Origin of the sequence: Streptantibioticus rubrisoli, from assembly GCF_024436055.1 — a bacterium.
GTDB lineage: Bacteria > Actinomycetota > Actinomycetes > Streptomycetales > Streptomycetaceae > Streptantibioticus_A > Streptantibioticus_A rubrisoli.
On record NZ_JANFNH010000017.1, the window covers coordinates 66,414 to 92,442 of the forward strand.

A 26,029-nucleotide genomic window follows, 5' to 3' on the forward strand; every position below is an offset into this window, starting at 1 on the left:
ATGGGGCCATGACCCTGTTCCGCGACGACGGCGTAGTACTGCGCACCCAGAAACTGGGCGAAGCGGACCGGATCGTCACCATCCTCACCCGGCGGCAGGGCCGGGTGCGCGCGGTGGCCAGGGGAGTGCGGCGCACCAAGTCGAAGTTCGGCGCCCGGCTGGAGCCGTTCTCCCATGTCGACGTGCAGTTCTTCGCCCGCGGTGGGGAACTGGTGGGCCGCGGGCTGCCGCTGTGCACCCAGGTCGAGACGATCGCCGCCTACGGCGGTGACATCGTCACCGACTACGCCCGCTACACCGCCGGTACGGCGATGCTGGAGACCGCCGAGCGGTTCACCGATCACGAGGGTGAACCCGCCGTGCAGCAGTACCTGCTGCTGGTCGGGGGCTTGCGTACGCTGGCCGGCGGGGCGCACGACCCGCGGCTGGTGCTGGACGCCTTCCTGCTGCGCTCGCTCGCGGTCAACGGTTACGCGCCCAGCTTCGAGGCGTGCGCCAAATGCGGGCTGCCCGGGCCGAACCGGTTCTTCTCGGTCGCATCGGGCGGAGTGGTGTGCGCCCAGTGCCGGGTGCCCGGCAGCGTCGTACCCTCTCCGGAGTCGCTGGAGTTGCTGGGCGCGCTGCTCACCGGGGACTGGGAGACGGCGGACGCCTGCGAGGAGCGCCACTCGCGGGAGGGCAGCGGGATCGTCGCCGCGTACCTGCAGTGGCATTTGGAGCGGGGCCTGCGTTCGCTACGGTTCGTGGAGAACGCCGGGGGCTCGGGGGCGAAGCGGGGGTTCGCAGGCGAGGCCCCCGAACCCGAATCCGCCGGGACCAGCGGGCGAAGCCCCCGGAACGTCTAGGAACACGGAAGTAGGGAAAGACACACATGGCACGTCGTGGGATCCTCAGCCGCGGCCGACGCGAGTACCAGGCGCCGGAGCCGCACCCGTCGGGCGCGCGGCCGCCGAAGATCCCCGGCGAGCTCGTGCCCAACCACGTCGCGATCGTCATGGACGGCAACGGACGCTGGGCGAAGCAGCGCGGACTGCCGCGCACCGAGGGGCACAAGGTCGGCGAGGGCGTGGTGCTCGACGTGCTCAAGGGCTGCATCGAGATGGGCGTCAAGAACCTTTCGCTGTACGCCTTTTCGACCGAGAACTGGAAGCGGTCTCCGGAGGAGGTCCGCTTCCTGATGAACTTCAACCGCGATGTGATCCGGCGCCGCCGCGACGAGATGGACGCGATGGGCATCCGGATCCGGTGGACCGGACGGATGCCGAAGCTGTGGAAGTCCGTGGTCCAGGAGCTCCAGATCGCCCAGGAGCAGACCAAGGACAACGACGTGATGACGCTGTACTTCTGCGTCAACTACGGCGGCCGGGCGGAGATCGCGGACGCGGCGGCGAAGCTGGCGGCGGACGTCAAGGCGGGCCGGCTCGACCCGTCCAAGGTCAACGAGAAGACGCTGGCGAAGTACATGTACTACCCGGACATGCCGGACGTTGACCTGTTCGTCCGCCCGTCCGGTGAGCAGCGCACGTCCAACTACCTGATCTGGCAGAGCGCTTACGCCGAGATGGTGTTCCAGGACGTCCTGTGGCCGGACTTCGACCGCCGCGACCTGTGGCGGGCCTGCCTGGAGTACGCCTCCCGCGACCGCCGCTTCGGCGGCGCTAACCCGAACCCGTAAACCGGTTCGGGGCCTGGGGGGCGAAGCCCGGCGTAGGGGCTTTCCGGGGGCTTCGCCCCCGGAAAGCCCCTACTTCTGCGCGCAGTCCGCGCAGGTGCCGATGATCTCCACCGTGTGGTCGACGTCCACGTAGCCGTGCTCGGCCGCGACCGAGTCCGCCCACTTCTCGACCGCCGGGCCCTCGACCTCCACGGCCTTGCCGCAGTGGCGGCAGACCAGATGGTGGTGGTGGCCGCTGCTGCAGCGGCGGTAGACCGCCTCGCCGTCGGGCGTGCGCAGTACGTCCACCTCGCCCGCGTCGGCGAGCGACTGCAGGGTGCGGTAGACGGTGGTCAGGCCCACCGAGTCGCCGCGGTGCCGCAGCAGATCGTGCAGCTCCTGGGCGCTGCGGAACTCGTCGACCTCCGCCAGGGCGGCCGACACGGCAGCGCGCTGGCGGGTGGCGCGTCCCTGGACGGGGGGGTTGGCGGTGGCCACGGTCTCGTCCTCCTCGTTCCGGCTCGCTCCCATTGTGCCAGTGCCGGATGATCGTAAAGCGAATCCGATTTGGTCAGGAGGCCTCGGGCGCCGGTAACCTGAGTTATTCGCTGGGCCGCAGCGGACCCCACTTGACCGCTTCGTCGTAATGAAGAGAGCACCGTGGCCGCCGACAAGATCGACACCATCGTCAGCCTGAGCAAGCGCCGTGGCTTCGTCTACCCCTGCTCCGAGATCTACGGTGGCCAGCGCGCCGCCTGGGACTACGGACCGCTGGGCGTGGAGCTCAAGGAGAACATCAAGCGCCAGTGGTGGCGCTCCATGGTCACCTCGCGCGACGACGTGGTCGGTATCGACTCGTCGGTGATCCTGGCTCGCGAGGTCTGGGAGGCGTCCGGGCACGTGGCGACCTTCACCGACCCGCTGACCGAGTGCACCTCCTGCCACAAGCGCTTCCGCGCCGACCACCTGGAGGAGGCGTACGAGGCCAAGCACGGCCGGATGCCCGCGAACGGCCTGGCCGACATCAACTGCCCCAACTGCGGCAACAAGGGCGGCTTCACCGAGCCCAAGCAGTTCTCCGGCCTGCTGTCCACCCACCTCGGCCCGACCCAGGACTCCGGCTCGGTCGCCTATCTGCGGCCGGAGACCGCGCAGGGCATCTTCACCAACTTCGCCGCCGTCCAGCAGACCTCGCGCAAGAAGCCGCCGTTCGGCATCGCCCAGGTCGGCAAGTCCTTCCGCAACGAGATCACCCCAGGCAACTTCATCTTCCGCACCCGCGAGTTCGAGCAGATGGAGATGGAGTTCTTCGTCAAGCCGGGCGAGGACGAGAAGTGGCACGAGTACTGGATGGACCAGCGCTGGAACTGGTACCGCGACCTGGGCATCCGCGAGGAGAACATCCGCTGGTACGAGCACCCGAAGGAGAAGCTCTCCCACTACTCGAAGCGCACCGCTGACATCGAGTACCGCTTCAACTTCGGTGGCACCGAGTTCTCCGAGCTGGAGGGCGTGGCCAACCGCACCGACTACGACCTGTCCGCGCACTCCAAGGCCTCCGGCCAGGACCTGTCGTACTTCGACCAGGAGGCGGGCGAGCGCTGGACCCCGTACGTCATCGAGCCCGCGGCCGGTGTCAACCGCGCCATGCTGGCCTTCATGCTCGACGCGTACAACGAGGACGAGGCGCCGAACGCCAAGGGCCAGATGGAGAAGCGCACCGTGATGCGCCTCGACCCGCGGCTGGCCCCGGTGAAGGTCGCCGTGCTGCCGCTGTCCCGCAACCCGCAGCTGTCGCCGAAGGCCAAGGGCCTCGCCGCCGACCTGCGGAAGAACTGGAACATCGAGTTCGATGACGCGGGCGCCATCGGCCGCCGCTACCGCCGCCAGGACGAGATCGGTACGCCGTACTGCGTGACGATCGACTTCGACACCCTGGACGACAACGCGGTCACGGTGCGCGAGCGCGACACCATGAAGCAGGAGCGGGTCTCGCTGGACCAGGTCCAGGCCTACCTGGGCGGCCGTCTGCTCGGCTGCTGACGTTCGAACGGAGCGGGGCCGGGGGCTGTGATCACAGCCCCCGGCCCCGCTCGCGCGTCTGGTGGGTCAGTCCAGCAGCCGGTTGACGATCCGGTCCAGCGCCGCCAGGTCCTCGGGCGGCAGGGCGAGCAGGGGCTCGGGCGGGGTGTCGAGTATCCGGTTGGCCTCGTCGGCCGCGGCCTTGCCCCGCGGGGTGATGTGCACCAGCTTGGAGCGGCGGTCCGCCGGGTTGGCGGTGCGCTCCACCAGGCCGCGCTTGGCCAGGTCGTCCACGATCAAGGTGGCATAGGGCGCGTCGATCACCATGTACTCGGCCAGCGACCGCAGGGTGTGCGGCTGGGCGGCGATCCGCCGCAGCGCCTTGATCCGGTTGAAGCTCATGCCCAGGGCCTCGGACACCTGCTTGCGGCGGTCGTGCCGCTCCAGCACCAGCGCCCGTAGGCCGTGCCAGACCTCCGTCGCGGTCCCCGTCCTGTCGTCCATTACGCGCTCACCGGCATCCTGATCTCGTCGGCTTTCAGGCGGTCCGCGGTACGGTCCGCGGTGCGGCGTGCCCAGCGGCCGGAGGTGATGCTACCGACCAGGAAAACGGCCGCTCCGCACCCGGCGATGATCCACCAGGCGGTCCTGCTGGCCGTGACGAAGCCCGCCGCGTAGCCGCCCGCCGCGCCGGAGGCCATCACCGAGCCGATGACGGCGACCCCGAGGGAGGTGCCGATCTGGCGGCTGGTGGAGGCGACGGCCGCCGCCACACCCGCCTGGGCCCGCGGCATACCGGACACCGCGGTGTTGGTGATCGGCGCGTTGACCAGGCCGAAGCCGATGCCGAAGGCCAGGTACGCGGCGACCACCACATCCAGTGAGACCGTCGCGGAGAACAGCAGCGCCATGCCCACCCCGCAGGCGCACATCGCCGTCCCGGCCAGCAGCAGCGGCAGCCGCGGCCCCCGGGTGCCGACGATCCGGCCGGACAGTGGGGCGAAGAACAGCGACATGACGGCCATCGGCAGCATCATCAAACCCGCGTGCAGCGCGTCGAGATGGCGCAGGTTCTGCAGGTAGAGGGTGTTGAGGAAGAGGAACCCACCGAGCGCGGCGAAGCCGCAGATCGCTATCACGGTCGCGCCGGTGAACGGCGCGCTACGGAAGAACCGCAGGTCGAGCAGGGGCTCGGCGCACCGCGGTTCGTACCACAGCAGTCCGGCGAGGGAGAGGACGGCGATCACCACACAGCTGACGATCAGCGGGTCGCCGATGCCCTGGGCCGGCGTCTGGATGATCGCGTAGGTCGTCCCGGCGAGCAGCAGGATCATCAGCGACTGGCCGACCGGGTCGACCCGGCGCGGCTTGGGGGCGCGGGACTCCGGAACGAACAGCCTGGTGAGGGTGAGCGTCAGCAGGCCCACCGGGACGTTCAGCCAGAAGATCGCCCGCCAGCCGGTGGTCTCCACCAGCAGCCCGCCGATCACCGGCCCGGCCGACATGCTGATGCCGACGACCCCACCCCACACACCTATCGCTCGGGCCCGCTCCTTCGGCTCCGTGAAGACATTGGTGATGATCGACATCGCCACGGGGTTGAGCATCGAGCCGCCCACCGCCTGGAGCATCCGGAACCCCACCAGCCAGGGCAGCCCCGGGGCGAGGCTGCACAGCAGGGAGGCCAGGGTGAAGACCGCCAGTCCCACCTGGAAGGTACGGCGGCGGCCGATCCGGTCGGCGGTCGAGCCGGAGAGCATCAGCAGGCTGGCGAGCACCACCGTGTAGGCGTCGATCGTCCACTGCAGACCGGAGATGGTGGTGTGCAGCTCCCGCTGCATCGATGGCAGCGCGACGTTCAGCACGGTGTTGTCGAGGCTGACCATCAGCAGGGACATGCAGCAGATGGCCAGGACCAGGAAGCGTCGTCCACGGCTCAGCTCTGGCACGGGCACTCCGGAAGATTAGTTGTACGCATGTAAGTATTTCCCATCGTACGGCTGCCCCTGGAGTGGCTGACTATTCGCCCCGCGCCGGACTATGCCGCGAGGCCGCGCAGCACCAGGGCGCAGACGGCGTCGAACGCGGGGCGGATGTGCTCCGCACTCCATTCGGCCGCGTGGGCCGGATTGTGGAACCGGCTGGTGGCGTCCCATACCGCTCGGGCCGCCACGAGCGGGTCGGTGTCGGCGGGCAGCCCCAACTCGCCCTTGTCCACGCCCTCTTCGATGATGTGCGCCACCTGCCGCACCATCGTGTCGATGTGGCGGGCGACCACCTCGCTGTTCTCGCCGACCAGCACCATGTACGTGGCGAACAGCTCCGGATCGTCGCCCGCCTTGGCCCGCTTGGCCGCGAACAGCGCCTCGAGCCAGCCGCGCAGCCGCTCCGGCGCGGGCCCCTGCGCCCGGGCGAACCGGGACAGCACGGCGTGCGACTGGTCCAGCCAGCGCTCGGTCACCGCCTCGCGCAGCGCGGCCTTGCTGGGGAAGTGCCGGTACACGCTGCCGTGGCTGACCCCCAGCGCCCGGGCCACGTCGACCACGGTCGCCTTGGCGGGACCGAAGCGGCGCAACACGTCCTCGGTGGCTTCGAGGATGCGTTCGGGGGTCAGGGTCTCCGGCGGCATGGTAGGGGGCCAGCCTTTCTGGTGGGCTACTGCTTCTCGCTGTCGAGGTGGTGCATCTGCGCGGTCGGGTAGCGGTCGCCCGCGGCGGCGCCGGCCGGGACGGCCTTCTCGATCGCGTCGAGGTCCGCCGCGTCCAGGGTGACATCCAGCGCGCCCAGCGCCTCGGTGAGGCGGGCCCGGCTCCGCGCGCCGACCAGCGGCACGATGTCCTCGCCGCGGGAGAGTACCCAGGCGATGGCGATCTGGGCGACGGTAGCACCCCTGGCTTCGGCGATCTGCCGCAGCGCCTCGACCAGTTCGAGGTTGCGGTCCAGGTTCTCGCCGCTGAACCGCGGGCTCATGCCGCGGAAGTCTCCCGGGGCGGTGCCGCGCTCGCGGGTCCAGTGGCCGCTGAGCAGGCCGCGGGAGAGCACGCCGTACGCGGTCACGCCGATGCCCAACTGGCGGCAGGTCGGCAGGATCTCCCGCTCGATGTCCCGGGAGAACAGCGAGTACTCGATCTGCAGGTCGCTGATCGGGGCCACCGCGGCGGCCCGGCGGATGGTCTGCGCGCCGACCTCGGACAGGCCGATGTGGCGTACGTGTCCGGCCTGTACGGCCTCGGCGATGGCGCCGACGGTCTCCTCGATCGGCACCGCCGGGTCGAGCCGGGCGATCCGGTAGACGTCGATGTGGTCGGTGCCGAGCCGCTGGAGCGAGTAGGCGAGGAAGTTCTTCACCGCCTCGGGGCGGCCGTCGTAGCCGGACCAGCCGCCGTCCGGGTCACGCAGCGCGCCGAACTTCACGCTGAGCAGCGCGTTCTGGCGGCCCTGCTTGCTGCTCTCCAGGGCTTCCCGTACCAGCAGTTCGTTGTGGCCCATGGCGTAGAAGTCGCCGGTGTCCAGCAGGGTGATCCCGGCGTCCAGGGCGGCGTGGATGGTGGCGATGGACTCGGCGCGGTCGGCGGGGCCGTACAGCGCGGACATGCCCATGCAGCCGAGGCCCAGGGCCGAGCTGGTGGGGCCGGTGGCGCCCAGGGTGCGGGTTCGCATGTGGTGCTCCTTCAACGGGTACGGCACCAACAATGGCATGCGCGATGACAGATTTCAATATCTGTCACTCCCTTTGTGTTCGCGGAACCGCCGTGGCCCTCTGCGTGCCCTCACGCGTCTTGCTGGCGGAGCGCCGACCGGTTCAACCCAGCCGCGCCCTGGCCTCCATCAACGCGAACCCCAGCAGGTTCAGCCCCCGCCACCGCGCCGGATCCGCGGCGCGCTCGTCGTCCGCGGCCAGACCGATGCCCCAGACCCGGTCCAGCGGACTGGCCTCCACCAGCACCCGGGACCCGGTGCCCAGGAGGAAGTCACGCAACCCGGGGTGCTGGCCGAACTTGGCGACGTTGCCCTGGACCACCAGCTCCCAGCGGTGCCGGGCCCACAACTCCTCGTCGAAACCGGGCACTTGGCGGCCGAGCGCCTTCGCCTCGTTGGGATGCCCGGCGGCCAGCACCTTGGCCGCGGTGCGCTCGTCGCCGAACAGCCGGGCCTTGCCCGCCATCATCCAGTGCTCGGCCGTCGGGTAGCGGACGCCGTCCACGGTGAACTCCGCGGGCCACCACTGGCTCAGGCAGCCGGGGCCGACGCTTCCGTCCCGCCGGGGCCGGTGGCCCCAGAACATCAGGTACTTGGGCCTCGCCCCAGCGGCCACCAGGGCGGCCAGCGCCTCCCGGTCCCTGGTCTCGGAGGGATGACTGATCCGGTGCGTTTCGCTCATGCGGTAGAGCGTGGCAGGACACTGTGACAACGCGGCCAACGGGCCCGCGGATTACGGCGATCACCCCCGTACCGCCGTCATCCGCGGGCCCGTGTCCCCCTGGTCACCCCACCTGGCGGGGGAGCCGCAGGCTCAGTGCGACCGCCGCCGCGCCGCCCGCCACCTGCACCAGGATCGCCGTCACCAGCGCGTCCCGCATGCCGACCGAGGACGCCAGTGACAGGAACAAGGTGCCCAGCGTCGCCACGCCCAGCGCCAGCGAGGACTGCTGGGTGGTCACCATCACGCCGCTGCCCACCCCGGCGCGGTCCGCCGGAACCTCCGACAGCACGATCCGGAACACCGTGCTCATCGCCAGCCCCTGGCCGAAGCCGAGCACCGCCATCCCGGGCGCGAACTCCAGCGGCCCCATGTGCGGCCACAGCGCCAGCGCGGTAGCCACCACGACCAGCAGCCCGACGCCCTGCACCGTCAGGCCCGTGGTCACCACCCGGCGCCCGTACCGCACCACCAGCCGCGGTGCGAGCAGGGAGGCGGCGAAGAACGCCACCGCCATGGGCGCCAGCGCGGTGCCCGCCGCCACCGGACCCAGCCGCAGCCCCTGCTGGAGCCCGACCGCCATCACGAACATGAAGCCGCCGAACCCGGTGAAGAACGGCAGGGCCACCAGCAGGCCGCTGCGCATCCCGTGGTTGCCCAGCAGCGACGGCGGCACCAGCGGGTCCGCGCCGGAGGCCTCGGCGCGCCGCTCCACCAGCCAGAACCCGGCCGCCACGAACGGCGCCGCGCCCAGCAGCAGCCAGCACCACAGCGGCCAGCCGACCGCCCGCCCCTCCATCAGCGGCACCAGCAGCGCGAGCAGTGTGGCCGCCAGCAGCACCGTGCCCGCACCGTCGATCCGCGCGGGCTTCGCCGAGCGGGTCTCCGGCACCGCGCGCAGCGCGAGCAGCATCGCGACGGCCGCCACGGGGACGTTCACCAGGAAGATCGAGCGCCAGCCGGTGCCCGCGAGGTTCGCGGCGACCAGCCAGCCGCCCAGCACCTGACCGGCCACCGCCGCTATACCGCCGGTCGCGCCGTACAGGCCGAGCGCCCGGCCGCGCCGCGCACCGGTGGTGGTGGACTGGATGGTGGCCAGCACCTGCGGCAGCATCAGCGCGGAGGCCGCGCCCTGGGCGACCCGGGCGCCCACCAGCGTCCAGGCGTTCGGTGCCAGACCGCAGGCCAGCGAGGTGAGCGCGAACAGCGCGGTGCCGATCAGGAAGAGGCGGCGGCGCCCGATCATGTCGCCGAGCCGTCCGCCCAGCACCAACAGCACCGCGTACGCCACGCCGTAGCCCGCCGCGACCATCTCCAGCAGCGCCGGGCCGGTGCGCAGATCGCGTTCGATGGTGGGCAGCGCCACGTTGACGATAAAGAAGTCGATCATGGGGAGCGCCGCGCCCAGCAGCAGCGTGAGCAGGCCGAGCGGGCTGAGTACCGGGGACGTGGTGGAGTCATGGCCGCCGGGGCGGCGCACGGTCGGCCGGACCGTGGCCCGGGAGGGCTGGAGTTCGGTCTGTGCGATCTGTGTCTTCACGGCCACCACGATGCTGGCCGACTTAAGGGGGTACCAGAGTGTGGTTATCCAGGTATTGGAAGCACCTGGCAACCGTATGAGGGGTGCGGCACCCTGGTGCCATGAGCGCGAGCACCGACATACGCCGACGCGAACTGGCCGACTTCCTGCGCAGCCGCCGGGAGCGGATCACTCCCGACCAGGTGGGCCTGCCCGCGGGCTCGCGGCGGCGCACCCCGGGGCTGCGCCGCGAGGAGGTCGCTCAGCTGTCCGCGGTCGGCGTCACCTGGTACACGTGGCTTGAGCAGGCCCGCGACATCCAGGTCTCCGCGCAGGTGCTGGACGCGGTGGCCCGGACCCTGCTGCTCGACCCGGGCGAGCGCGCCCACCTGTTCACGCTGGCCGGGGTCTCGGACCCGGTGCCGAGCAAGGACTGCCCCACGGTCACGCCAGCGGTGCGGGCCACCATGGAGCAGCTCGAACCGCTGCCCGCCTGCGTCATGAACGGGCGGTACGACATCCTCGCGTACAACAGGGTCTACGGGCGGTTGGTGGCCGACCTCGACGCGCTGGCGCCGGAGGACCGCAACGTGATGTGGCTGGTGTTCACCGATCCCGCCTGGCGCGAGGCGGTGGTCGACCGGGACGAGGTGATGCGCCGCTGCACCGCCCAGTTCCGCGCCGGGATGGGCGAGCACGTGGCGGAGCCGCTGTGGACGCACCTGGTCAAGCGGCTTGAGCGGGAGTCGCCGGAGTTCCGGGAGATCTGGCGGGAGCACGAGGTCGCGCCGCCGTCCAACCGGCCCAAGCGCTTCCTCAACAGCCGGGTCGGCCTGCTGAACCTGGAGCACACCAGCATGTGGCTGCGCCCGCGCAACGGCACCCGCCTGGTGGTCTACACCCCGCTGGACGAGGACACCCGCGTCCGGCTGGAACGGCTGCGCGAGCTGGCGGTCGCCGAGGCCGAACGGGTACCGGTCGCCGTCTGAGCGGGCCCGCCGCACCGGTGGGGGACAATGGGAGATCGCCCGTACCGTCCGCCGTCCCAAGGAAGCCCTGCCGCGATGACGAACCTGCAGATCGGCCCGCACACCGTGTCGCCGCCCGTGGTGCTCGCACCAATGGCCGGGATCACCAACGCGCCGTTCCGCACGCTGTGCCGGGAGTTCTCGGGTGGCAAGGGGCTGTTCGTCTCCGAGATGATCACCACCCGGGCGCTGGTCGAGCGGAACGACAAGACCATGCAGCTGATCCACTTCGACGCCACCGAGCGCCCGCGCTCCATCCAGCTGTACGGCGTCGATCCGGTGACCGTCGGCAAGGCGGTCCGGATGATCGTGGACGAGGACCTCGCCGACCACATCGACCTCAACTTCGGCTGCCCGGTGCCCAAGGTGACCCGCAAGGGCGGCGGTTCCGCGCTGCCGTTCAAGCGGCACCTGCTGCGCGCGATCCTGCGGGAGGCGGTGGGCAACGCCGGGCCGCTGCCGGTGACGATCAAGATGCGCAAGGGCATCGACGACGACCACCTCACCTACCTCGACGCCGGGCGCATCGCCGTCGAGGAGGGCGTCACCGCGGTCGCGCTGCACGGCCGTACCGCGGCGCAGCACTACGGCGGCACGGCCGACTGGTCGGCCATCGCCCGGTTGAAGGAGGCGGTGCCGGAGATCCCGGTGCTGGGCAACGGCGACATCTGGTGCGCCGAGGACGCGGTGCGGATGATGCGCGAGACCGGCTGCGACGGTGTGGTGGTGGGCCGCGGCTGTCTGGGGCGGCCCTGGCTGTTCGGTGACCTGGTGAACGCCTTCGAGGGCGGGGGCGGCAGCGCTCGGCCGTCGTTCCGGGAGGTCGCCGGGGTGATGCGGCGGCACGCCGAACTGCTCGCCGAGTGGCTGGGCGACGAGGAGCGCGGCGTCATCGACTTCCGTAAGCACGTCGCCTGGTACACCAAGGGCTTCTCGGTCGGCTCGCAGATGCGCCAGCGGCTGGCCATGTCGTCGTCGCTGGCCGAACTCGACGAGCATCTGAGCGCGTTGGACCTCGACCAGCCGTGGCCTGAGGGCGCCGAGGGGCCGCGCGGGCGCACCGCCGGGACCAAGCGGGTGGTGCTGCCGGACGGCTGGCTGAAGGACCCTTACGACTGCGCGGTGGTGAGCGCCGACGCGGAGTTGGACACCTCCGGCGGCTGAGTGTTTCCGGCGCGCTTCGAGCGTCCAGCATGTGAGATGGGCGGGGGTGACGGGTGCGTGATTCTCGCCACGCATGATTAGGGTTCCGCTCATTTGAGCACCTTGATCGCGTGGCATCGAGTGCCGTCACATCTCCAATTCATGGCACCGGGTGTCACGCGGGTTGGCTTCAGCGACCTTACGTAACCATCACCCTCCGTGGTTATCTCCGTGCTAAACGCGCGACTTCCGCGCTCATGTGTTCAGGTTCTAAACGCGGATGAGCGCTCAATCAACGAGAGTGGATCGCAGGCTGTATGCGCCATTCCGCTTTCGATCTGCTGGCAGACGAGTGGTTACGCCCATATGACGTGGCCGTAGACGCACTGCGCTGCCTTGGAGATGGGTACGCTCCCCGCCGTCAGGGCACACCCCCGTGGGCGAGGAGTCGGTCCCGTGTCGGAACAGAAAACACCCCGGAAGTTCGTCTACGACTTCACTGAGGGCAACAAGGACCTGAAGGACCTGCTCGGTGGCAAGGGCGCGAACCTCGCCGAGATGACCAACCTCGGTCTGCCGGTCCCTCCCGGCTTCACCATCACCACCGAGGCCTGCAAGGTCTACCTGGAGTCCGGCAGCGAGCCCGCCGAACTGCGCGACGAGGTGAGTGCGCACCTCGCCGCCCTTGAGCAGCGGATGGGCAAGCGCCTCGGCCAGAGCGACAACCCGCTTCTGGTGTCGGTGCGTTCCGGGGCGAAGTTCTCCATGCCCGGAATGATGGACACCGTCCTCAACATCGGCCTGTCCGACACCTCGGTGGCCGGGCTCGCCGCCCAGGCGGGCGACGAGCGGTTCGCCTGGGACTCCTACCGCCGCCTCGTCCAGATGTTCGGCAAGACGGTGCTGGGCGTGGACGGCGACCTGTTCGAGGAGGCGCTGGAGGAGGCCAAGCAGGCCAAGGGCGCCACCAGCGACCTCGGCCTTGACGCCGCCGACCTGCGGCAACTGGTCGAGGACTTCAAGCAGATCGTGCTCAAGGAGGCGGGCCGGGAGTTCCCGCAGGACCCGCGCGAGCAGATGGACCTCGCCATAAGGGCGGTCTTCGACTCCTGGAACGGCGAGCGCGCCAAGCTCTACCGCCGCCAGGAGCGCATCCCGCACGACCTCGGCACCGCCGTCAACGTCTGCTCCATGGTCTTCGGCAACCTCGGCCCTGACTCGGGCACCGGCGTCGCCTTCACCCGTGACCCGGCCAGCGGTCAACAGGGCGTCTACGGCGACTACCTGCAGAACGCCCAGGGCGAGGACGTCGTCGCGGGCATCCGCAACACCGTGCCGCTCGCCGATCTGGAGCGCATCGACAAGCCGTCCTACGACGAGCTGATGCAGATCATGGAGACGCTCGAGACGCACTACAAGGACCTGTGCGACATCGAGTTCACCATCGAGCGCGGCAAGTTGTGGATGCTGCAGACCCGGGTCGGCAAGCGCACCGCGGCCGCGGCGTTCCGGATCGCCACCCAGCTCGTCGACCAGGGGCTGATCGACGAGGCCGAGGCGCTCCAGCGGGTCAACGGCGCGCAGCTCGCGCAGCTGATGTTCCCGCGCTTCGACGAGGCCGCCAGCACCGAACTGCTCGGCCGGGGCATCGCGGCCTCACCCGGCGCGGCGGTCGGCAAGGCGGTCTTCGACTCCTACACCGCCGTCAAGTGGTCCCGTTCCGGCGAGAAGGTCATCCTGATCCGCCGCGAGACCAACCCCGACGACCTCAACGGCATGATCGCCGCCGAGGGCATCCTGACCTCGCGCGGCGGCAAGACCTCGCACGCCGCCGTGGTCGCCCGCGGCATGGGCAAGACCTGTGTGTGCGGCGCCGAGGAGCTCGAAGTCGACACCAAGCGGCGGCGGTTGACCGCGCCCGGCGGAGTGGTGGTCGAGGAGGGCGACCTGGTCTCCATCGACGGCTCCACCGGCAAGGTCTACCTCGGCGAGGTACCGGTCGTACCCAGCCCGGTCGTTGAGTACTTCGAGGGCCGGATGCACGCGGGCGCCGACGACGCCGACGAACTCGTCCAGGCCGTGCACCGCGTCATGGCCTACGCGGACCGGGTGCGCCGCCTGCGGGTGCGCGCCAACGCCGACAACGCCGAAGACGCCGCCCGGGCACGGCGGTTCGGCGCCCAGGGCATCGGCCTGTGCCGCACCGAGCACATGTTCCTCGGCGACCGCCGGGAGCTGGTCGAGCGGCTGATCCTCGCCGACCACGACGACGAGCGGGCCAACGCGCTCGACGCCCTGCTGCCGTTGCAGCGCCAGGACTTCATCGACCTGTTCGAGGCGATGGACGGACTGCCGGTCACCGTACGGCTGTTGGACCCGCCGCTGCACGAGTTCCTGCCCGACATCACCGACCTTTCGGTACGGGTGGCGCTCGCCGAGTCGCGCAAGGAGCCGCACGAGAACGACCTGCGGCTGCTCCAGGCCGTCCACCGGCTGCACGAGCAGAACCCGATGCTCGGCCTGCGCGGGGTACGGCTCGGCCTGGTCATCCCCGGCCTGTTCACCATGCAGGTACGGGCCATCGCCGAGGCCGCGGCCACCCGGCGCGAGCAGGGCGGCGACCCCCGCGCGGAGATCATGATCCCGCTGGTGGGCACGGTGCAGGAGCTCGAACTGGTCCGGGAGGACGCCGAGAAGGTCATCGCGGAGATCGAGGCACGGCACGGCGTCGAACTCGGCCTGAAGCTCGGCACGATGATCGAGCTGCCGCGCGCCGCGCTCACCGCCGGGCAGATCGCGGAAGCCGCCGAGTTCTTCTCCTTCGGCACCAACGACCTGACCCAGACGGTGTGGGGCTTCTCCCGTGACGACGTGGAGGCGAGCTTCTTCACCGCGTACCTGGAGAAGGGCATCTTCGGCGTCAGCCCGTTCGAGACCATCGACCGGGACGGCGTCGGCTCCCTGGTCAAGCACGCGGTCGAGGCGGGCCGGGCCACCCGGCCGGACCTCAAGCTCGGCGTGTGCGGCGAGCACGGCGGTGACCCGGAGTCCGTCCACTTCTTCCACGAGGTGGGGCTGGACTACGTCTCCTGCTCACCGTTCCGCATCCCGGTAGCGCGCCTGGAGGCGGGCCGCGCGGCGTCGCGCAGCGAGGGCAGCGACCACCGCTGAGCGGTCCCGCTCCGCTGGGAGGGCGGCGATCTGTCGTCGTTCGTCTGCGGCGCCGTTGCGGCTGGTCGCACGGTTGGGCAGCGCCCCTTCAGGGCGCTGCCGAACCGCGGCGGCTTTCGCCCGACCTGATTGGACCACTTCCGGAAAACCCTCATCGGGGGCGGCACCTTGTGCGGAGGTGCCGCCCCCTCTTTTTGTGTTCGCTCGCCGCCGGGCGCTTGTACCCGGTCTCGACACTCCTCGTCGAGCGGTCGCTCCTTCGTCGCTCCCTACTCCTCGTCGCTTTCGAGACCGGCGCGCCCTTTGGCTCGCTCACCTCGCGGGAACGGGGTCACCGTCTGCGTGCCATCGCGGTGTGGGTTGCCGTCTCTGCGCGCCGCCATGGCCGGGGTGACCGTGTAGGTGAGATTGCGGGTGTTTTGTCGCTTGTTCGGTGGGCAGCGGTGCTGGGAGGAGGTGGGATGAGTGCCAAGGCGAGGCCTGGTGGCTTGGGGACTGGCGGTGACCGTTGTTACCTCAGTGGTCACCGGCTGTAGCGGGGCGGCGCACGCCCCCGCGCAGGGGACCGCCTCCACGTCGAGGAGCGCGCCCGCGCCCAAGCCCGCGCCCAGTCGAGTGGCGGATGTCGACTGCCAGCGGGCCAGGTGCCTCGCGCTGAGCTATGACGACGGCCCCTCCCCGTACACCGCGCCGCTGCTGCGGGTGCTGGAGGGGCGGCATGTTCCCGCGACGTTCTTCCTCATCGGACGGCAGGTGCGCGAGCGCCCACGGGACGTCTTGCGCGAGTACCGGGACGGGGACGCCATCGGCGACCACACGGTCAGCCATCCCGATCTGACCCGGATCACGTCCGCCCGGATCCGGTACCAGATCACCGCCGCCGCGCGGCAGATCGCGGCGGTCGACGGCGTCCGGCCGACCATGCTCCGGCCGCCCTACGGCTCGGAGGACGCACGGGTACGGGCCGTGGCCCGGGCGGCCGGGGTGTCCGTCGTGCTGTGGAACGACGATCCGCGCGACTGGAAGCACCACGACGCGCCGCTCATCGAACGCCGCGTGCTGAAGCAGGCCCGGTCCGGCGGCATCGTGGACCTGCACGACCGTTACGCCGCGACGATCGCGGCGACCCCGCGCATCATCGACGCCCTGCGCGCCCGCGGCTACACGCTGGTCACGATCCCCCAACTCTTCGCGGGAGTTGGGGGAATGCACCCCGGCGCGGTGTACTCGCACGGCCCGTGAGCTGTCGGGCGCGCGCCCTCGATCGGTTATCCCAAGCGGAAGCGCAACCTGCAGATGACCGCGTCGGTGTCCCTGCGGACCGCGTGTGCCAGCACCGCGCCGCGCTGGTTCTGCAGCAGCCGCTGCCACACGTGCGCGGGCTCGACCTCCGGAATCATCACGGTGATCCGGGTACCCGGTCGCTCGACCGCCAGATCGCGGATCAGCTGGGTCACCGGGCGGCCCAACGCCCGTCCTGGGCAGGACAGTTCGACCAGCGGTACGCCCGGGTTCCACAAGTCCCAGTCACGGCGCAGCGATTCCGCGTGCGCCTGGTCCTCCGGGTCCGGAGCGGTGACCGTCACGGCCATCACCTCGTCGCCGAGCGAGGCCGCCGCCGTCAGGGCCTCGCTGGTCAGCCGGGACAGCGTCGAGACCGGCACGATCACCAACGACCGGTCGCGGTGCGGCGGTTCCGGCACCCGGCCCAGGCCCAGGGTCTCGCCGATCCGGCTGTACGCCCGGTGGATCCGCTCGAACAGCAGCACCAGCAGCGGTAGCGCCACCACGATGATCCAGGCCCCCTCGGTGAACTTCGTCGCCGTCACGATGACCGTCGCCACGCCGGTCAGCACGGCGCCGAACGCGTTGAGCGCGGCCTTGGGCATCCAGCCCGGTGTCCTCTCCCGGCGCCAGTGGATCACCATGCCGACCTGGCAGATGGTGAAGCCGACGAACACACCGATGGCGAAAAGCGGCACGATCGTGTCGGTGTCGCCGCCGGAGAACACCAGTAGCGCCGCCGAGACCGCGGCCAGCGCCAGCACACCGTGCCGGTGCACCTGGCGGTCGGCCTTCAGCGCGAAGACGTGCGGCAGGTGGTTGTCCCGGGCCAGCAGCGCCATCAGCACCGGCAGTCCGCCGAAGGAGGTGTTGGCGGCCAGCGCCAGCAGGGTCGTGGTGGCGAACTGCACCACGTAGAACGCCCAGTTGTGGCCGAGCGAGGCGTCCGCGAGCTGCGCGAGAACGGTGACCCCCTCGACCGGCTGGAGATGGAACCGGCCGATCAGCACCGACAGGCCGATCAGCATGATGCCCAGCAGCGCGCCCAGCGCGACCTCGGTGCGCTGCGCCCGCTTGACGCGTGGGGCGCGGAAGGACGGTACGGCGTTGGCGATCGCCTCGACGCCGGTCAGCGCGGAGCATCCGGCGGAGAACGCCTTGAGCAGCAGCAGCGCGCCGACGGTGGTGGCGTTGGCGGCCAGTACGGAGCTGTGCCCGGCGGCGGTCACCGTGCTCGCCGGGTGGTCGCGGAACAGGCCCGCGACTATCAGGGCCAGGATCGATCCGACGAAGACGATGGTCGGGATCATGAAGATCCGCGCCGACTCGGCGATGCCGCGCAGGTTGACCGCCGTGACCAGGACGAGCACGGCCAGGCACAGCCACAGCCGGTCGCCGTAGAGGGAGGGGAAGGCGGAGGTGAGGGCGGCGACACCGGCGGTCACCGAGACCGCCACGTTGAGCACGTAGTCCAGGATCAGTGAGGCCGCCGCCACCAGGCTGGTGCGGCGGCCGAGATGCGTCCTGGCGACCGCGTATGATCCGCCGCCGTTCGGGAACGCGGCGATGACCTGGCGGTACGAGGCGACGAGTACCGCCAGCAGGGCGGCGATCGCCAGGGTCACCGGGAGCGTGTAGCCGAGGCCGTGCGCGCCGGCCGCGGCCAGCACCAGCACGATCGACTCCGGGCCGTAGGCCACCGAGGCCATCGCGTCCAGCGAGAGGGCGGCCAGGCCGCCCAGCGCGGTCAGCTTGTGGCGGTCGCCGGTATCAGGCGGTTGCTCGCGGGTGTCTGTGGGCTGCGGCTCTGTTGTGGTCATGCGGTGTCGTACCTCCGTGCGGGGAGTCCCAGACTTCCCGCACGCTAGGGCGCGCCCCGGTTCCCTAGCGCCCTCTTGGCACGACGCGCCCGCTCCCTGACGAGATCTTGACGGTCCGCTCGCGCTGGCGTTTCCGGGGTACGGCATCGTGCGGGCGGGGCCGGGGCCTCCGGGGTGGGGGTCCTGGACCGTATATTTACGGGCCCTGCGCCCCTGCCTTCGGTTGCCCGGAAGTTCGGCCCGCAAATACGCCCCTGGCCTTCGGCATGGGGAACCCCGGCGTCCAGGACCCCCACCCCTCCGACCCCGGCCCCTCACGTCTCCGTTAGGCCCACGGCAATCGGGTGGGGTGGGGAAAACAAAACGAACGCACCCGCAGCGCGGAGCGGACCGCGACGCAAAGCCCGCCATGCGCAACGGCGCCCAAAGGCCCAGGGCAATCGGGTGGGTGGGCAAAACAAACGAACGCACCCGCAGCGCGGAGCGGACCGCGACGCAAAGCCCGCCATGCGCAACGGCGCCCAAAGGCCCAGGGCAATCGGGTGGGTGGGCAAAAAAGCGAACGCACCCGCAGGGAGAAGCGGACCCCTTACGCCAGCGCCGTGTAGCGGATGCCCGTTAGTTGTTCGGACGCCGCCCAAAGCCGCTCCGCGGCAACGTCGTTGCGGGTCCACGGTGCCCGCCAGGAGGGTCCGGGCGCACCCCGGAACGCCAGGACCCGGGGGCCGAAGAACGCGTCCCCCCGTACCCCCGCCGCCGTGGCGGCGTGGAGGACCGGCAGCGCGCCAGCCGCCGCGGACTGGGCGATGAGCCGGTTGCCGAGCCGGAGCAGTCCGCTCTGCAGATTGGTGTCCGCGTAACCGGGATGCGCCGCGGCGGCGACCACGTCCGATCCGGCCGCCCGCAGCCTGCGGGCCAGTTCATGGATGAACAGCAGGTTGGCGGTCTTCGACCGCCCGTAGGCGATCCAACGCCCGTACCTGCGTTCACTGTTGAGGTCCCCCGGATCGATGTTGGCGATCATGTGCATCGCGCTGGACACGCTCACCACCCGCGCCCCGGGCGCGGCCAGCAGCCGGGGCAGCAGCAACCCGGTCAGTGCGAAGTGCCCGAGGTGGTTGACCCCGAACTGCGTCTCGAAGCCGTCCACCGTCCTGGCGTACGGCAACGCCATCACGCCCGCGTTGTTGACCAGCAGGTCGAGCCGCTCGCCGGGCAGGTCTTCGACGAACGCCCGTACCGTCGCCAGGTCCGCCAGGTCCAGGTGGCGGTAGGCCACCTGGGCCGACGGCACCTCGCCGACCAGCTGCTCGACCGCCGCCTGTCCGCGCCGCTCGCTACGGCAGGCGAGCACGACGTGTGCGCCGTGCCGGGCCAGCTCCCGCGCCACGCGGTAGCCGATGCCGCTGTTGGCACCGGTGACCACCGCGGTACGGCCGGTCTGGTCGGGTATGTCGTTCGCGGTCCAGCCCATCACACCAGCCCATTTCGTCGCTCGGTCTTGCGGGCGCCTACCCTGTCCCGTGGTGATCAGCCTAGGTCCGGGACGATCAGTCGTCGATCCCGGAGCGCTCCACTCCGGCGACGATGAAGCGCTGCAGCACGACGAACACCACCAGCAGCGGCAGGATGGAGACCGCCGCCGCGACGAACATCTCGTGCAGGTTGACCGTCTGCCCGTTGTTGAACGTGGCCAGCGCCACCTGCACCGTCCAGGACTGCTGGTCCTGGCCGATCACCAGCGGCCACAAGAACGCGTTCCACGAACCGATGAAGACGATCGCGCCGACGGCGGCGAAGACCGGCGCCGAGTTCGGCACGACGACCCGCCAGTACGTACGCCAGTAGCCGAGCCCGTCCACCCGCGCCGCGTCCTCCAACTCCCTTGGGAAACCCAGGAAGTACTGCCGGAACAGGAACGCGGCGAACCCGCTGAACAGCGTGGGCACGATCAGCCCGCGCAGCGTGGAGATCCAGCCGAGGGTGGAGACCAGCACGAAACTGGGGACGAAGGTGACCGCCGAGGGGATCATGAGGGTGCCCAGGATCCCGTAGAAGACGTGGTTGGCCCACGGGTACGGGATGCGGGCCAGCCCGTACCCGGCCAGTGAGGCCAGCAGCAGTGTTCCGGCGGTGGTCGCCACCGCGATCCGGGTGGAGTTCCACAGCGCGTGCAGCATCGGCACCGACGGATCGTCGAACAGCTCACGGACGTTGCCCCACCGCACGTGCGTGGGGAAGAAGGTCCAGTGGGCGGCGGTGATGTCGGACTCGCTGGCCAGGCCGTTGCGCACCAGCAGGTAGAACGGGATCAGGAACAGCACGGCGAGCGCGATCAGGATGACCACCCGCAGCGCCCGCGCGAAGCTGCGCAACCCCTCGCCCATCACGCCTCCTTGCGGCCGAGACCGAACCAGCGGGCCTGAACCACCGTGGCCACCGCGATGACCAGCGCCAGCACCACCGCGCCCGCGCTGCCCATGCCCAGATCCTGGCCCTGCCCGAGCGCCACGTAGTACAGGTAGACCAACGGCGGCCGGGCGTACGGCGGATAGCCGCGCGCGGTGGACAGCAGGTTGTAGAACTCGTCGAACGCCTGGAAGGCGTTGATCACCAGCAGCAGCACCACCGCCACCGAAGTGGCGCGCAGTTGCGGGAAGGTGATGTACCTAAAGACCTGCCAGCCGGGCCGGGCCCCGTCCACCGCCGCCGCCTCGTACAGCGTGCCGGGGATACGCTGCAGCCCGGCCAGGAACAGCACCAGGTAGAAACCGGCCTGCAACCACAGCCGTACGGTGACGATCACCACCCAGTACCAGGGCGGACGGGTGGTCGACAGCCAGGCGACCGGGTCCGGGCCCAACCAGCCCAGTACGGTGTTGGCCAGCCCGAACCGCACCCCGTTGAAGATCGACAGCTTCCAGATCATCGAGGCCACGACGTAGGAGCAGGCGGTCGGCAGGAAGAACACCGAGCGGAAGAACGCCCGGGCCAGCCGCAGCCTGTTGACCATCAGCGCCAGCGCCAGCGAGAGCGCGTAGGTCGCCGGGACGATGAACAGCGAGAACACCGCGAAGGTGGCCAGGCTGGAGGTGAAGGCCGAATCCGACAGTATCGCGGTGTAGTTGGCGAATCCGACGAAGTGGCTGGGTGTCACCGTGTTGTGGGCGTCGAAGAAGCTGAGCGTGATGCTCCACAGCAGCGGTACGTAGCCGAACACTGTCAACCCGATCACGAACGGGCCGGTGAACACCCAGAACCACAGATAGCGCCGCTGCGGCCCGAGCAGCCTGGACAGCATCCCGCTCAGCCCGTCTTGCGGCGCACACGCTGGAGTTCGGCGGTGACCGTCGCCGCCGCCGACCTCACCTGGGCCGCGGGATCCGCGCCGTCCTTGACGATCCGGCTGACCGCGTCCGTCAGCGCCACCTGCGACTTGGGCGTCCACAGCAGCGGAAGCGCGTGCCCGTGGTCGGTGCTGAACCGTACGGCGTCGGCCGCCGCGCCCGAGCGCAGCTTCGCCGCCTTCCTGGCGAGCGAGAGCCGGGCCGGGATGTGGAAGCCGTAGGAGAGGGCGAAGTCCTCCTGGTAGTCGGTGCGGTCCACCCACAGCCACTTCACATACGCCTTGGCCGCGTCGACGTGCCTGCTGCGGGCGCTGACCGCCGAGGCGTAGGCGCCCACCGGCACGGCGGGCCGCCCGGCGCTGCCGTCCCCGGGGAACGGCAGCACGCCGAAGTCGTCGCCGAGGGCCTCGCGGATCTGCGGCAGCGCCCACAGCCCCGTCCACTGCATGGCGGTCAGCCCCTGGGTGAACGCCGCCGGATTGGACCAGTCGGCGGGCGCCCCGAGCAGCAGGGAACCGCTGGCGTACAGGGTGTGCAGCTTGCCCAGGGTGCGGGCGGCGGCCGGGTCGTCGAAGCCGACCCTGCCGTCGTCGGTGACCAGGCTCAGCCCGGCGGCGACCAGTGGGATGCCGCCCTGGCCGAGCACTCCGGCGCCGCCGTCGTTGCCGAGGAACAGGCCCTTGGTGTCCTTGCCGGTCAGCGCGTGGGCGGCGGCCACCAACTCGTCCAGTGTCCGCGGCGGTTGGACACCTGCCTTGGCCAGCAGGCTCTTGCGGTAGTACAGCAGCTGCGCGTCGATGACCTGCGGAATGCCGTAGACCCTGCCCTGGTACGTCTTCGGCTGCAGCACCGCCGGGTTGAAGTCGGCGTGGGCGTCCTTGATCTGGTCGGTGAGGTCCACGACCTGGCCGCCCTGGATCTGGTCGATGGTCGGGCCGTCGTCCTCGAAGACATCGGGACCGGCGTCGGTGAGCAGCGCGGCGGCGGTCTGCTGGTCGTAGTCGCCGGGTCGCCACTGGACGGTGACCCTGGCCTGCCGGTACGCCGCCGCGTAGCGGCGTACCGCCTGTTCGGTACCGGCCTCGCCGTACTGGTGGTACCACTGCGACAGTGCGGGACCACTGCCCGAACTGCCGCCGCCGCGGCCGGTGTTCGACCCACAGGCGGCGGCGAGCGCGCCGGTGAGCGCCAGGCCGCCGCCGAGTCCCAGCAGTCGGCGGCGGGTTAACGCGGGAAACGTGCTGTGCTGCGGCTCCGACATGGTCCAGAAGTATCGTCCGGATGCGTGTAACACGCATTGCGAACACGTGAATTGGTCAGCGCCATTCCACCGCGAAGGCACGCGCCGGGTTGGCCACGAAGAACGCGTGCGCCACCTCCTCGCCCAACTCCCGGGCGATGCGCGGCCGGAGCACCCGCAGCAGGAACGGCATACCGGGACCGCCTCCGGTGGCGGCCCGTGCGGCGGCCGTCGTGGTGTCGGCGCCGATCAGCACCTGGTGGGCGTGGCCCGAGGCGGCCAGCGTCACCAGCGAGTCGAACAGCCGCCAGTCCGTCGCGTGGTTGGCCCGTGACGGCCCGTCGAACGCCAGGAACGCGCCGGATTCCGCCGCCGCCCGCTGCACCCGCAGATCGGGGGAGCGGTTGAGATGGCCGAGGATCACCGAGGTCGGCGGCACCGCCAACCGCCCGCACAGCAGGTCGAGCACGTCCAGCGGTGCGGTGCCCAGCTCATGGTGTACGGCGATCGGCGCGCCCGTCGCGTGGTGCGCCTCGGCGGCGGCCGTCATCACCTGCCGGGCGTGCGCGTCGAGCCCGTGGAAGGCACCGGCGACCTTGATCAGGCCCGCCCTGACCGGTTCGGCGGGACCGTCCGGGTCCTCGTTCCGGCGTACGCCCTCGGTGAGTTCGCGGACGAAGAGGTCGGTGAGCCGGTGCAGCACGCGCTCCGGCAGGCCGGGCGCGCAGTGGGCGGCCTGGTGCAGACCGGTGGCCGCGATGATGTGCACGTCCGCGTCGCGGGAGACCTGGGGGAGCGCGTCGGTGCGGCGGCCGGTGCCGAACGGCGACCACTGCACGACCGCCCGTCCGCCCAACTCCCGGAAAGCGCACAGCTCCTGGGTGGCCGCGTCAGGGTCGTCGAGCTCCTGGCCGGGCAGCTGCGGGCTGCGGAAGAACAGGTGGTCGTGGGCGTCGCAGACGCCCAACTCGGCGGCGGGGATGTCGCCGAGGACGGTGCGGACGGCGGGCTGGCTGAGTGTCATCGCGGCATTCCGATCGGGTGGCGGAGGCCGGGACGCACCCCGGCCGCGTGACGATCATGCACCGGGGGCCACCGTGCGGGGCTGGCCGGGTCAGTCGGTGGCGTCGGCGGTGGCGGGGGACCAGATGCTGACGACGCCGGGAACCTCGGACAGCTCCGAAACCAGCAGGTGCACCTCGCCCCGGCCCTCGATGGACAGCCGCACCTCTGAGGTGCCCGTGGGCCGCTCGCGGTCCTCCTCGCGCTCCAGCCAGGGGGCGTGCTCCACGCGTACGTCCACCACCCGGAAGCCCTCTCCGGTGCACCGCTCAAGGACGCGTGGCAGAACGCCGCTGCCCGGGCGGTAGGAGAGCAGCAACTCGGCGTGCTCCGCCGCCGAGACGCCCGGGATGCGGCGGGTTATCAGCGGATAGCCGCGGATCACCAGGAAGTGCCCGAACGTCGCGGCGACCGCCAGCAGCGGCAGCCCGCCGCCGCAGGCCATGCCCACACCACAGGTCAACCAGACGGTCGCGGCGGTGGTCAGCCCGCGCACCGTGTTGCGGTGCACGAAGATGATGCCGCCGCCGATGAAGCCGATGCCGGAGACGATCTGCGCGGCCACCCGCGAGGGGTCGAAGGAGACGTGGCCCAGGGCGAGGACGCCGTTGAAGCCGTGCTGGGAGACCTCCATGAACAGCGCGCTGCCCACCCCGACCAGGGTGTGGGTCCGCAGCCCGGCGCTCTTCTGCTGGATCGCCCGCTCCAGGCCGATCAGCGTGGAGAGCACCAGCGCGAGCGCCAGCTCGGTGAGCTGCCGCACGCCCTGCCCGGCGGCCGGGTCCCACAGCGGCAACGCGATCGTGTGCATCGGTCACCTCCCATACAGAGAGTGTTCAGCCGAGCCTATCCCTGCGGGCTGACAATCAGTCAGTCAGACGACTCAGATGGCCCGCGGGCTCGGTATTTCGCCAGGGTGTGTCCGGAGTTAGGTGGTATGTCGGGTATGGGTGGGCAGACGGTAAAGGCGGGGAAAGCTCGCCGCAAAGCGGAGTCAACCAATCCGAACGGATATCCGTCTCCTCTCTTGAGAGGGACTGCCCGAAGCCTGAAGAGAGAGCGACGACGACCGTGGGACTCACGTCCAAAGTGTTCTTCATAGTGCTGGTGATCATCGCACTAGCGGTGGTCGCCGCCGCGCTATGGCTGTGGCCGCGCGCCGCCAAACGGGGGCCGGTGCCGTGGCTCGGTCGGCTCGGGCTGATCGCCGCGACCCAGGTCGCCATCCTGGGCGTCATCCTGGTCGCCGCCAACAACAACTTCGGGTTCTACTCCTCGTGGGACGACCTGCTCGGCAACCCCGAGGGCCAGCAGCTCGTGGACGCGGGCCACACGACCGACGGCCGTCCGGTCAGCCTGGTCGTCAAGGGCAAGACCGACGCCGGGCTCAAGGGCGGCAAGGCGAAGGCGGGTGAGGTCCAGGAGGTCACCTTCCGCGGCCCGTCCTCCGGCCTGACCACCGACGGCTTCGTCTACCTGCCGCCGCAGTACTTCCAGAAGGGCCACGAGAAGGACAGGTTCCCGGTCGTCGTCGCCCTCACCGGCTACCCGGGCGTGGCGAAGAACCTGATCACCGGGCTGAAGATCCCGCGCACCGTCTCCGACGACATCGTGGCGAAGAAGATCAAGCCCACCATCTACGTGATGGTGCGGCCCGCCATCGTGCCCGGCCGGGACACCAACTGCACCGACGTCCCCGGCGGCCCGCAGGCGCTGACCTTCTTCAACCAGGACCTGCCGATGGCTGTCTCCAGCCAGTACCGCACCACCGACACCCCCGGCTCCTGGGGCGCCGTCGGAGACTCCACCGGCGGCTACTGCGCGCTCAAGTTCCCCATGACCAACCCCACCCGCTACGGCGCGGGCGCCAGCCTCTCCGGTGACTACTTCGCCCGGCAGGACCGGGACACCGGTGACCTCTACGCGGGCAGCGCCCAGGTCAAGCGGGAGAACGACCTGATCTGGCGGATGGAGCACCTGCCCGCACCGCCGGTCTCCCTCCTGCTGACCAGCAGCAAGAAGGGCGAGGACAACTACGGCCCCACCATGAAGTTCGTCTCGAAGGCCAAGGCGCCCACCAGGATCGACACGCTGATCCGCGACGAGGGCGGCCACAATTTCAAGACCTGGCGCGCCGAGTACCCCGAGGTCATCCTCTGGCTCGACAAGCAGCTTTCGGCGCGCGCCCAGCAGGCCTAGCGGCGACGCTTTCCAGACAGCCTGAGGGCCTGTCCGCGGCTAATTCGCGGACAGGCCCTCAGACTGTCCAGCGCGGTTGATCCGCTTATTGCGTGCTTGCTTATGCGGAACGCGTCACAA

At 70.4% G+C, this 26,029-nt stretch carries 22 protein-coding genes; 8 read left to right on the forward strand and 14 right to left on the reverse strand.

Translation table 11 applies throughout. The features are described from left to right. Positions 1-8: 8 nt before the first annotated feature. The gene (gene recO, locus NON19_RS16540) at positions 9-845 is read left to right on the forward strand and encodes a DNA repair protein RecO (protein ID WP_255928800.1); all 837 of its coding nucleotides are present in this window, start codon (positions 9-11) and stop codon (positions 843-845) included. 26 nt (positions 846-871) lie between these two features. Beyond that, positions 872-1,675, forward strand: coding sequence for an isoprenyl transferase (locus tag NON19_RS16545; protein WP_255928802.1), 804 nt, complete (start codon positions 872-874; stop codon positions 1,673-1,675). Between the two features lie 69 nt (positions 1,676-1,744). Here the strand turns inward: NON19_RS16545 and NON19_RS16550 are convergent, their stop codons facing one another. Beyond that, positions 1,745-2,152 (reverse strand): Fur family transcriptional regulator, encoded by a 408-nt coding sequence (locus tag NON19_RS16550; protein WP_255928883.1) that lies wholly within the window; start codon positions 2,150-2,152, stop codon positions 1,745-1,747. Between the two features lie 162 nt (positions 2,153-2,314). Between NON19_RS16550 and NON19_RS16555 the strand changes: the two genes are divergently transcribed. Then, complete coding sequence (locus NON19_RS16555) at positions 2,315-3,697, forward strand: glycine--tRNA ligase (RefSeq protein WP_255928804.1); 1,383 nt, start codon at positions 2,315-2,317, stop codon at positions 3,695-3,697. 66 nt (positions 3,698-3,763) lie between these two features. On the opposite strand, the gene NON19_RS16560 is transcribed toward NON19_RS16555, so the two are convergent. The 6 genes from NON19_RS16560 to NON19_RS16585 all read right to left on the reverse strand — a co-directional run bounded on the left by NON19_RS16560 (position 3,764) and on the right by NON19_RS16585 (position 9,636). Beyond that, complete coding sequence (locus tag NON19_RS16560) at positions 3,764-4,180, reverse strand: MarR family winged helix-turn-helix transcriptional regulator (RefSeq protein ID WP_255928806.1); 417 nt, start codon at positions 4,178-4,180, stop codon at positions 3,764-3,766. Next, entirely contained in the window at positions 4,180-5,625 is a 1,446-nt protein-coding gene (locus tag NON19_RS16565; protein WP_255928885.1) for an MFS transporter, read from the reverse strand. Before NON19_RS16565 ends, NON19_RS16560 begins: the two co-directional genes overlap by 1 nt. 89 nt (positions 5,626-5,714) lie before the next feature. Beyond that, a complete protein-coding gene (locus tag NON19_RS16570; RefSeq protein WP_255928808.1) occupies positions 5,715-6,305 on the reverse strand; it encodes a TetR/AcrR family transcriptional regulator in 591 nt (196 codons plus the stop codon). Between the two features lie 26 nt (positions 6,306-6,331). Then, on the reverse strand, positions 6,332-7,336 hold the full coding sequence (locus tag NON19_RS16575; protein ID WP_255928810.1) for an aldo/keto reductase: 1,005 nt from the start codon (positions 7,334-7,336) through the stop codon (positions 6,332-6,334). A gap of 142 nt (positions 7,337-7,478) precedes the next feature. Beyond that, positions 7,479-8,057 carry a riboflavin biosynthesis intermediates N-glycosidase gene (gene ybiA, locus NON19_RS16580; RefSeq protein WP_255928812.1) on the reverse strand — a complete coding sequence of 193 codons (579 nt, stop codon included), beginning with the start codon at positions 8,055-8,057 and terminating at the stop codon, positions 7,479-7,481. A gap of 103 nt (positions 8,058-8,160) precedes the next feature. Beyond that, complete coding sequence (locus NON19_RS16585; protein ID WP_372514162.1) at positions 8,161-9,636, reverse strand: MFS transporter; 1,476 nt, start codon at positions 9,634-9,636, stop codon at positions 8,161-8,163. Between the two features lie 101 nt (positions 9,637-9,737). On the opposite strand from NON19_RS16585, the gene NON19_RS16590 reads away from it, so the two are divergent. The 4 genes from NON19_RS16590 (at position 9,738) to NON19_RS16605 (ending at position 16,199) form a co-directional block, all read left to right on the forward strand. Beyond that, complete coding sequence (locus tag NON19_RS16590) at positions 9,738-10,604, forward strand: helix-turn-helix transcriptional regulator (protein WP_255928814.1); 867 nt, start codon at positions 9,738-9,740, stop codon at positions 10,602-10,604. Between the two features lie 75 nt (positions 10,605-10,679). Further along, complete coding sequence (gene dusB / locus NON19_RS16595) at positions 10,680-11,807, forward strand: tRNA dihydrouridine synthase DusB (protein WP_255928816.1); 1,128 nt, start codon at positions 10,680-10,682, stop codon at positions 11,805-11,807. A gap of 435 nt (positions 11,808-12,242) precedes the next feature. Then, positions 12,243-14,957: a pyruvate, phosphate dikinase gene (gene ppdK / locus NON19_RS16600; RefSeq protein WP_255928818.1), complete on the forward strand. Its 2,715-nt coding sequence runs from the start codon at positions 12,243-12,245 to the stop codon at positions 14,955-14,957. Between the two features lie 501 nt (positions 14,958-15,458). Next, complete coding sequence (locus NON19_RS16605) at positions 15,459-16,199, forward strand: polysaccharide deacetylase family protein (RefSeq protein ID WP_255928820.1); 741 nt, start codon at positions 15,459-15,461, stop codon at positions 16,197-16,199. 26 nt (positions 16,200-16,225) lie between these two features. Here NON19_RS16605 and NON19_RS16610 read toward each other — a convergent pair whose 3' ends face one another. The 7 genes from NON19_RS16610 to NON19_RS16640 all read right to left on the reverse strand — a co-directional run bounded on the left by NON19_RS16610 (position 16,226) and on the right by NON19_RS16640 (position 24,521). Continuing rightward, positions 16,226-18,061 (reverse strand): APC family permease, encoded by a 1,836-nt coding sequence (locus NON19_RS16610; RefSeq protein ID WP_255928822.1) that lies wholly within the window; start codon positions 18,059-18,061, stop codon positions 16,226-16,228. Between the two features lie 589 nt (positions 18,062-18,650). After that, positions 18,651-19,535 carry an oxidoreductase gene (locus tag NON19_RS16615; RefSeq protein ID WP_255928824.1) on the reverse strand — a complete coding sequence of 295 codons (885 nt, stop codon included), beginning with the start codon at positions 19,533-19,535 and terminating at the stop codon, positions 18,651-18,653. A 76-nt stretch (positions 19,536-19,611) separates the two neighbouring features. Beyond that, the gene (locus tag NON19_RS16620) at positions 19,612-20,448 is read right to left on the reverse strand and encodes a carbohydrate ABC transporter permease (RefSeq protein WP_255928826.1); all 837 of its coding nucleotides are present in this window, start codon (positions 20,446-20,448) and stop codon (positions 19,612-19,614) included. After that, positions 20,448-21,362: a carbohydrate ABC transporter permease gene (locus NON19_RS16625; protein WP_255928828.1), complete on the reverse strand. Its 915-nt coding sequence runs from the start codon at positions 21,360-21,362 to the stop codon at positions 20,448-20,450. Before NON19_RS16625 ends, NON19_RS16620 begins: the two co-directional genes overlap by 1 nt. A gap of 5 nt (positions 21,363-21,367) precedes the next feature. Then, positions 21,368-22,669: an ABC transporter substrate-binding protein gene (locus tag NON19_RS16630; protein ID WP_255928830.1), complete on the reverse strand. Its 1,302-nt coding sequence runs from the start codon at positions 22,667-22,669 to the stop codon at positions 21,368-21,370. Positions 22,670-22,724: 55 nt separating this feature from the next. Beyond that, positions 22,725-23,672, reverse strand: a complete 948-nt coding sequence (locus NON19_RS16635; RefSeq protein ID WP_255928832.1) for a phosphotriesterase family protein — start codon at positions 23,670-23,672, stop codon at positions 22,725-22,727. Positions 23,673-23,762: 90 nt separating this feature from the next. Next, complete coding sequence (locus NON19_RS16640; RefSeq protein ID WP_255928834.1) at positions 23,763-24,521, reverse strand: MgtC/SapB family protein; 759 nt, start codon at positions 24,519-24,521, stop codon at positions 23,763-23,765. Positions 24,522-24,781: 260 nt separating this feature from the next. Between NON19_RS16640 and NON19_RS16645 the strand changes: the two genes are divergently transcribed. Further along, positions 24,782-25,909 (forward strand): alpha/beta hydrolase, encoded by a 1,128-nt coding sequence (locus NON19_RS16645; RefSeq protein ID WP_255928836.1) that lies wholly within the window; start codon positions 24,782-24,784, stop codon positions 25,907-25,909. The last annotated feature ends 120 nt before the right edge of the window (positions 25,910-26,029 follow it).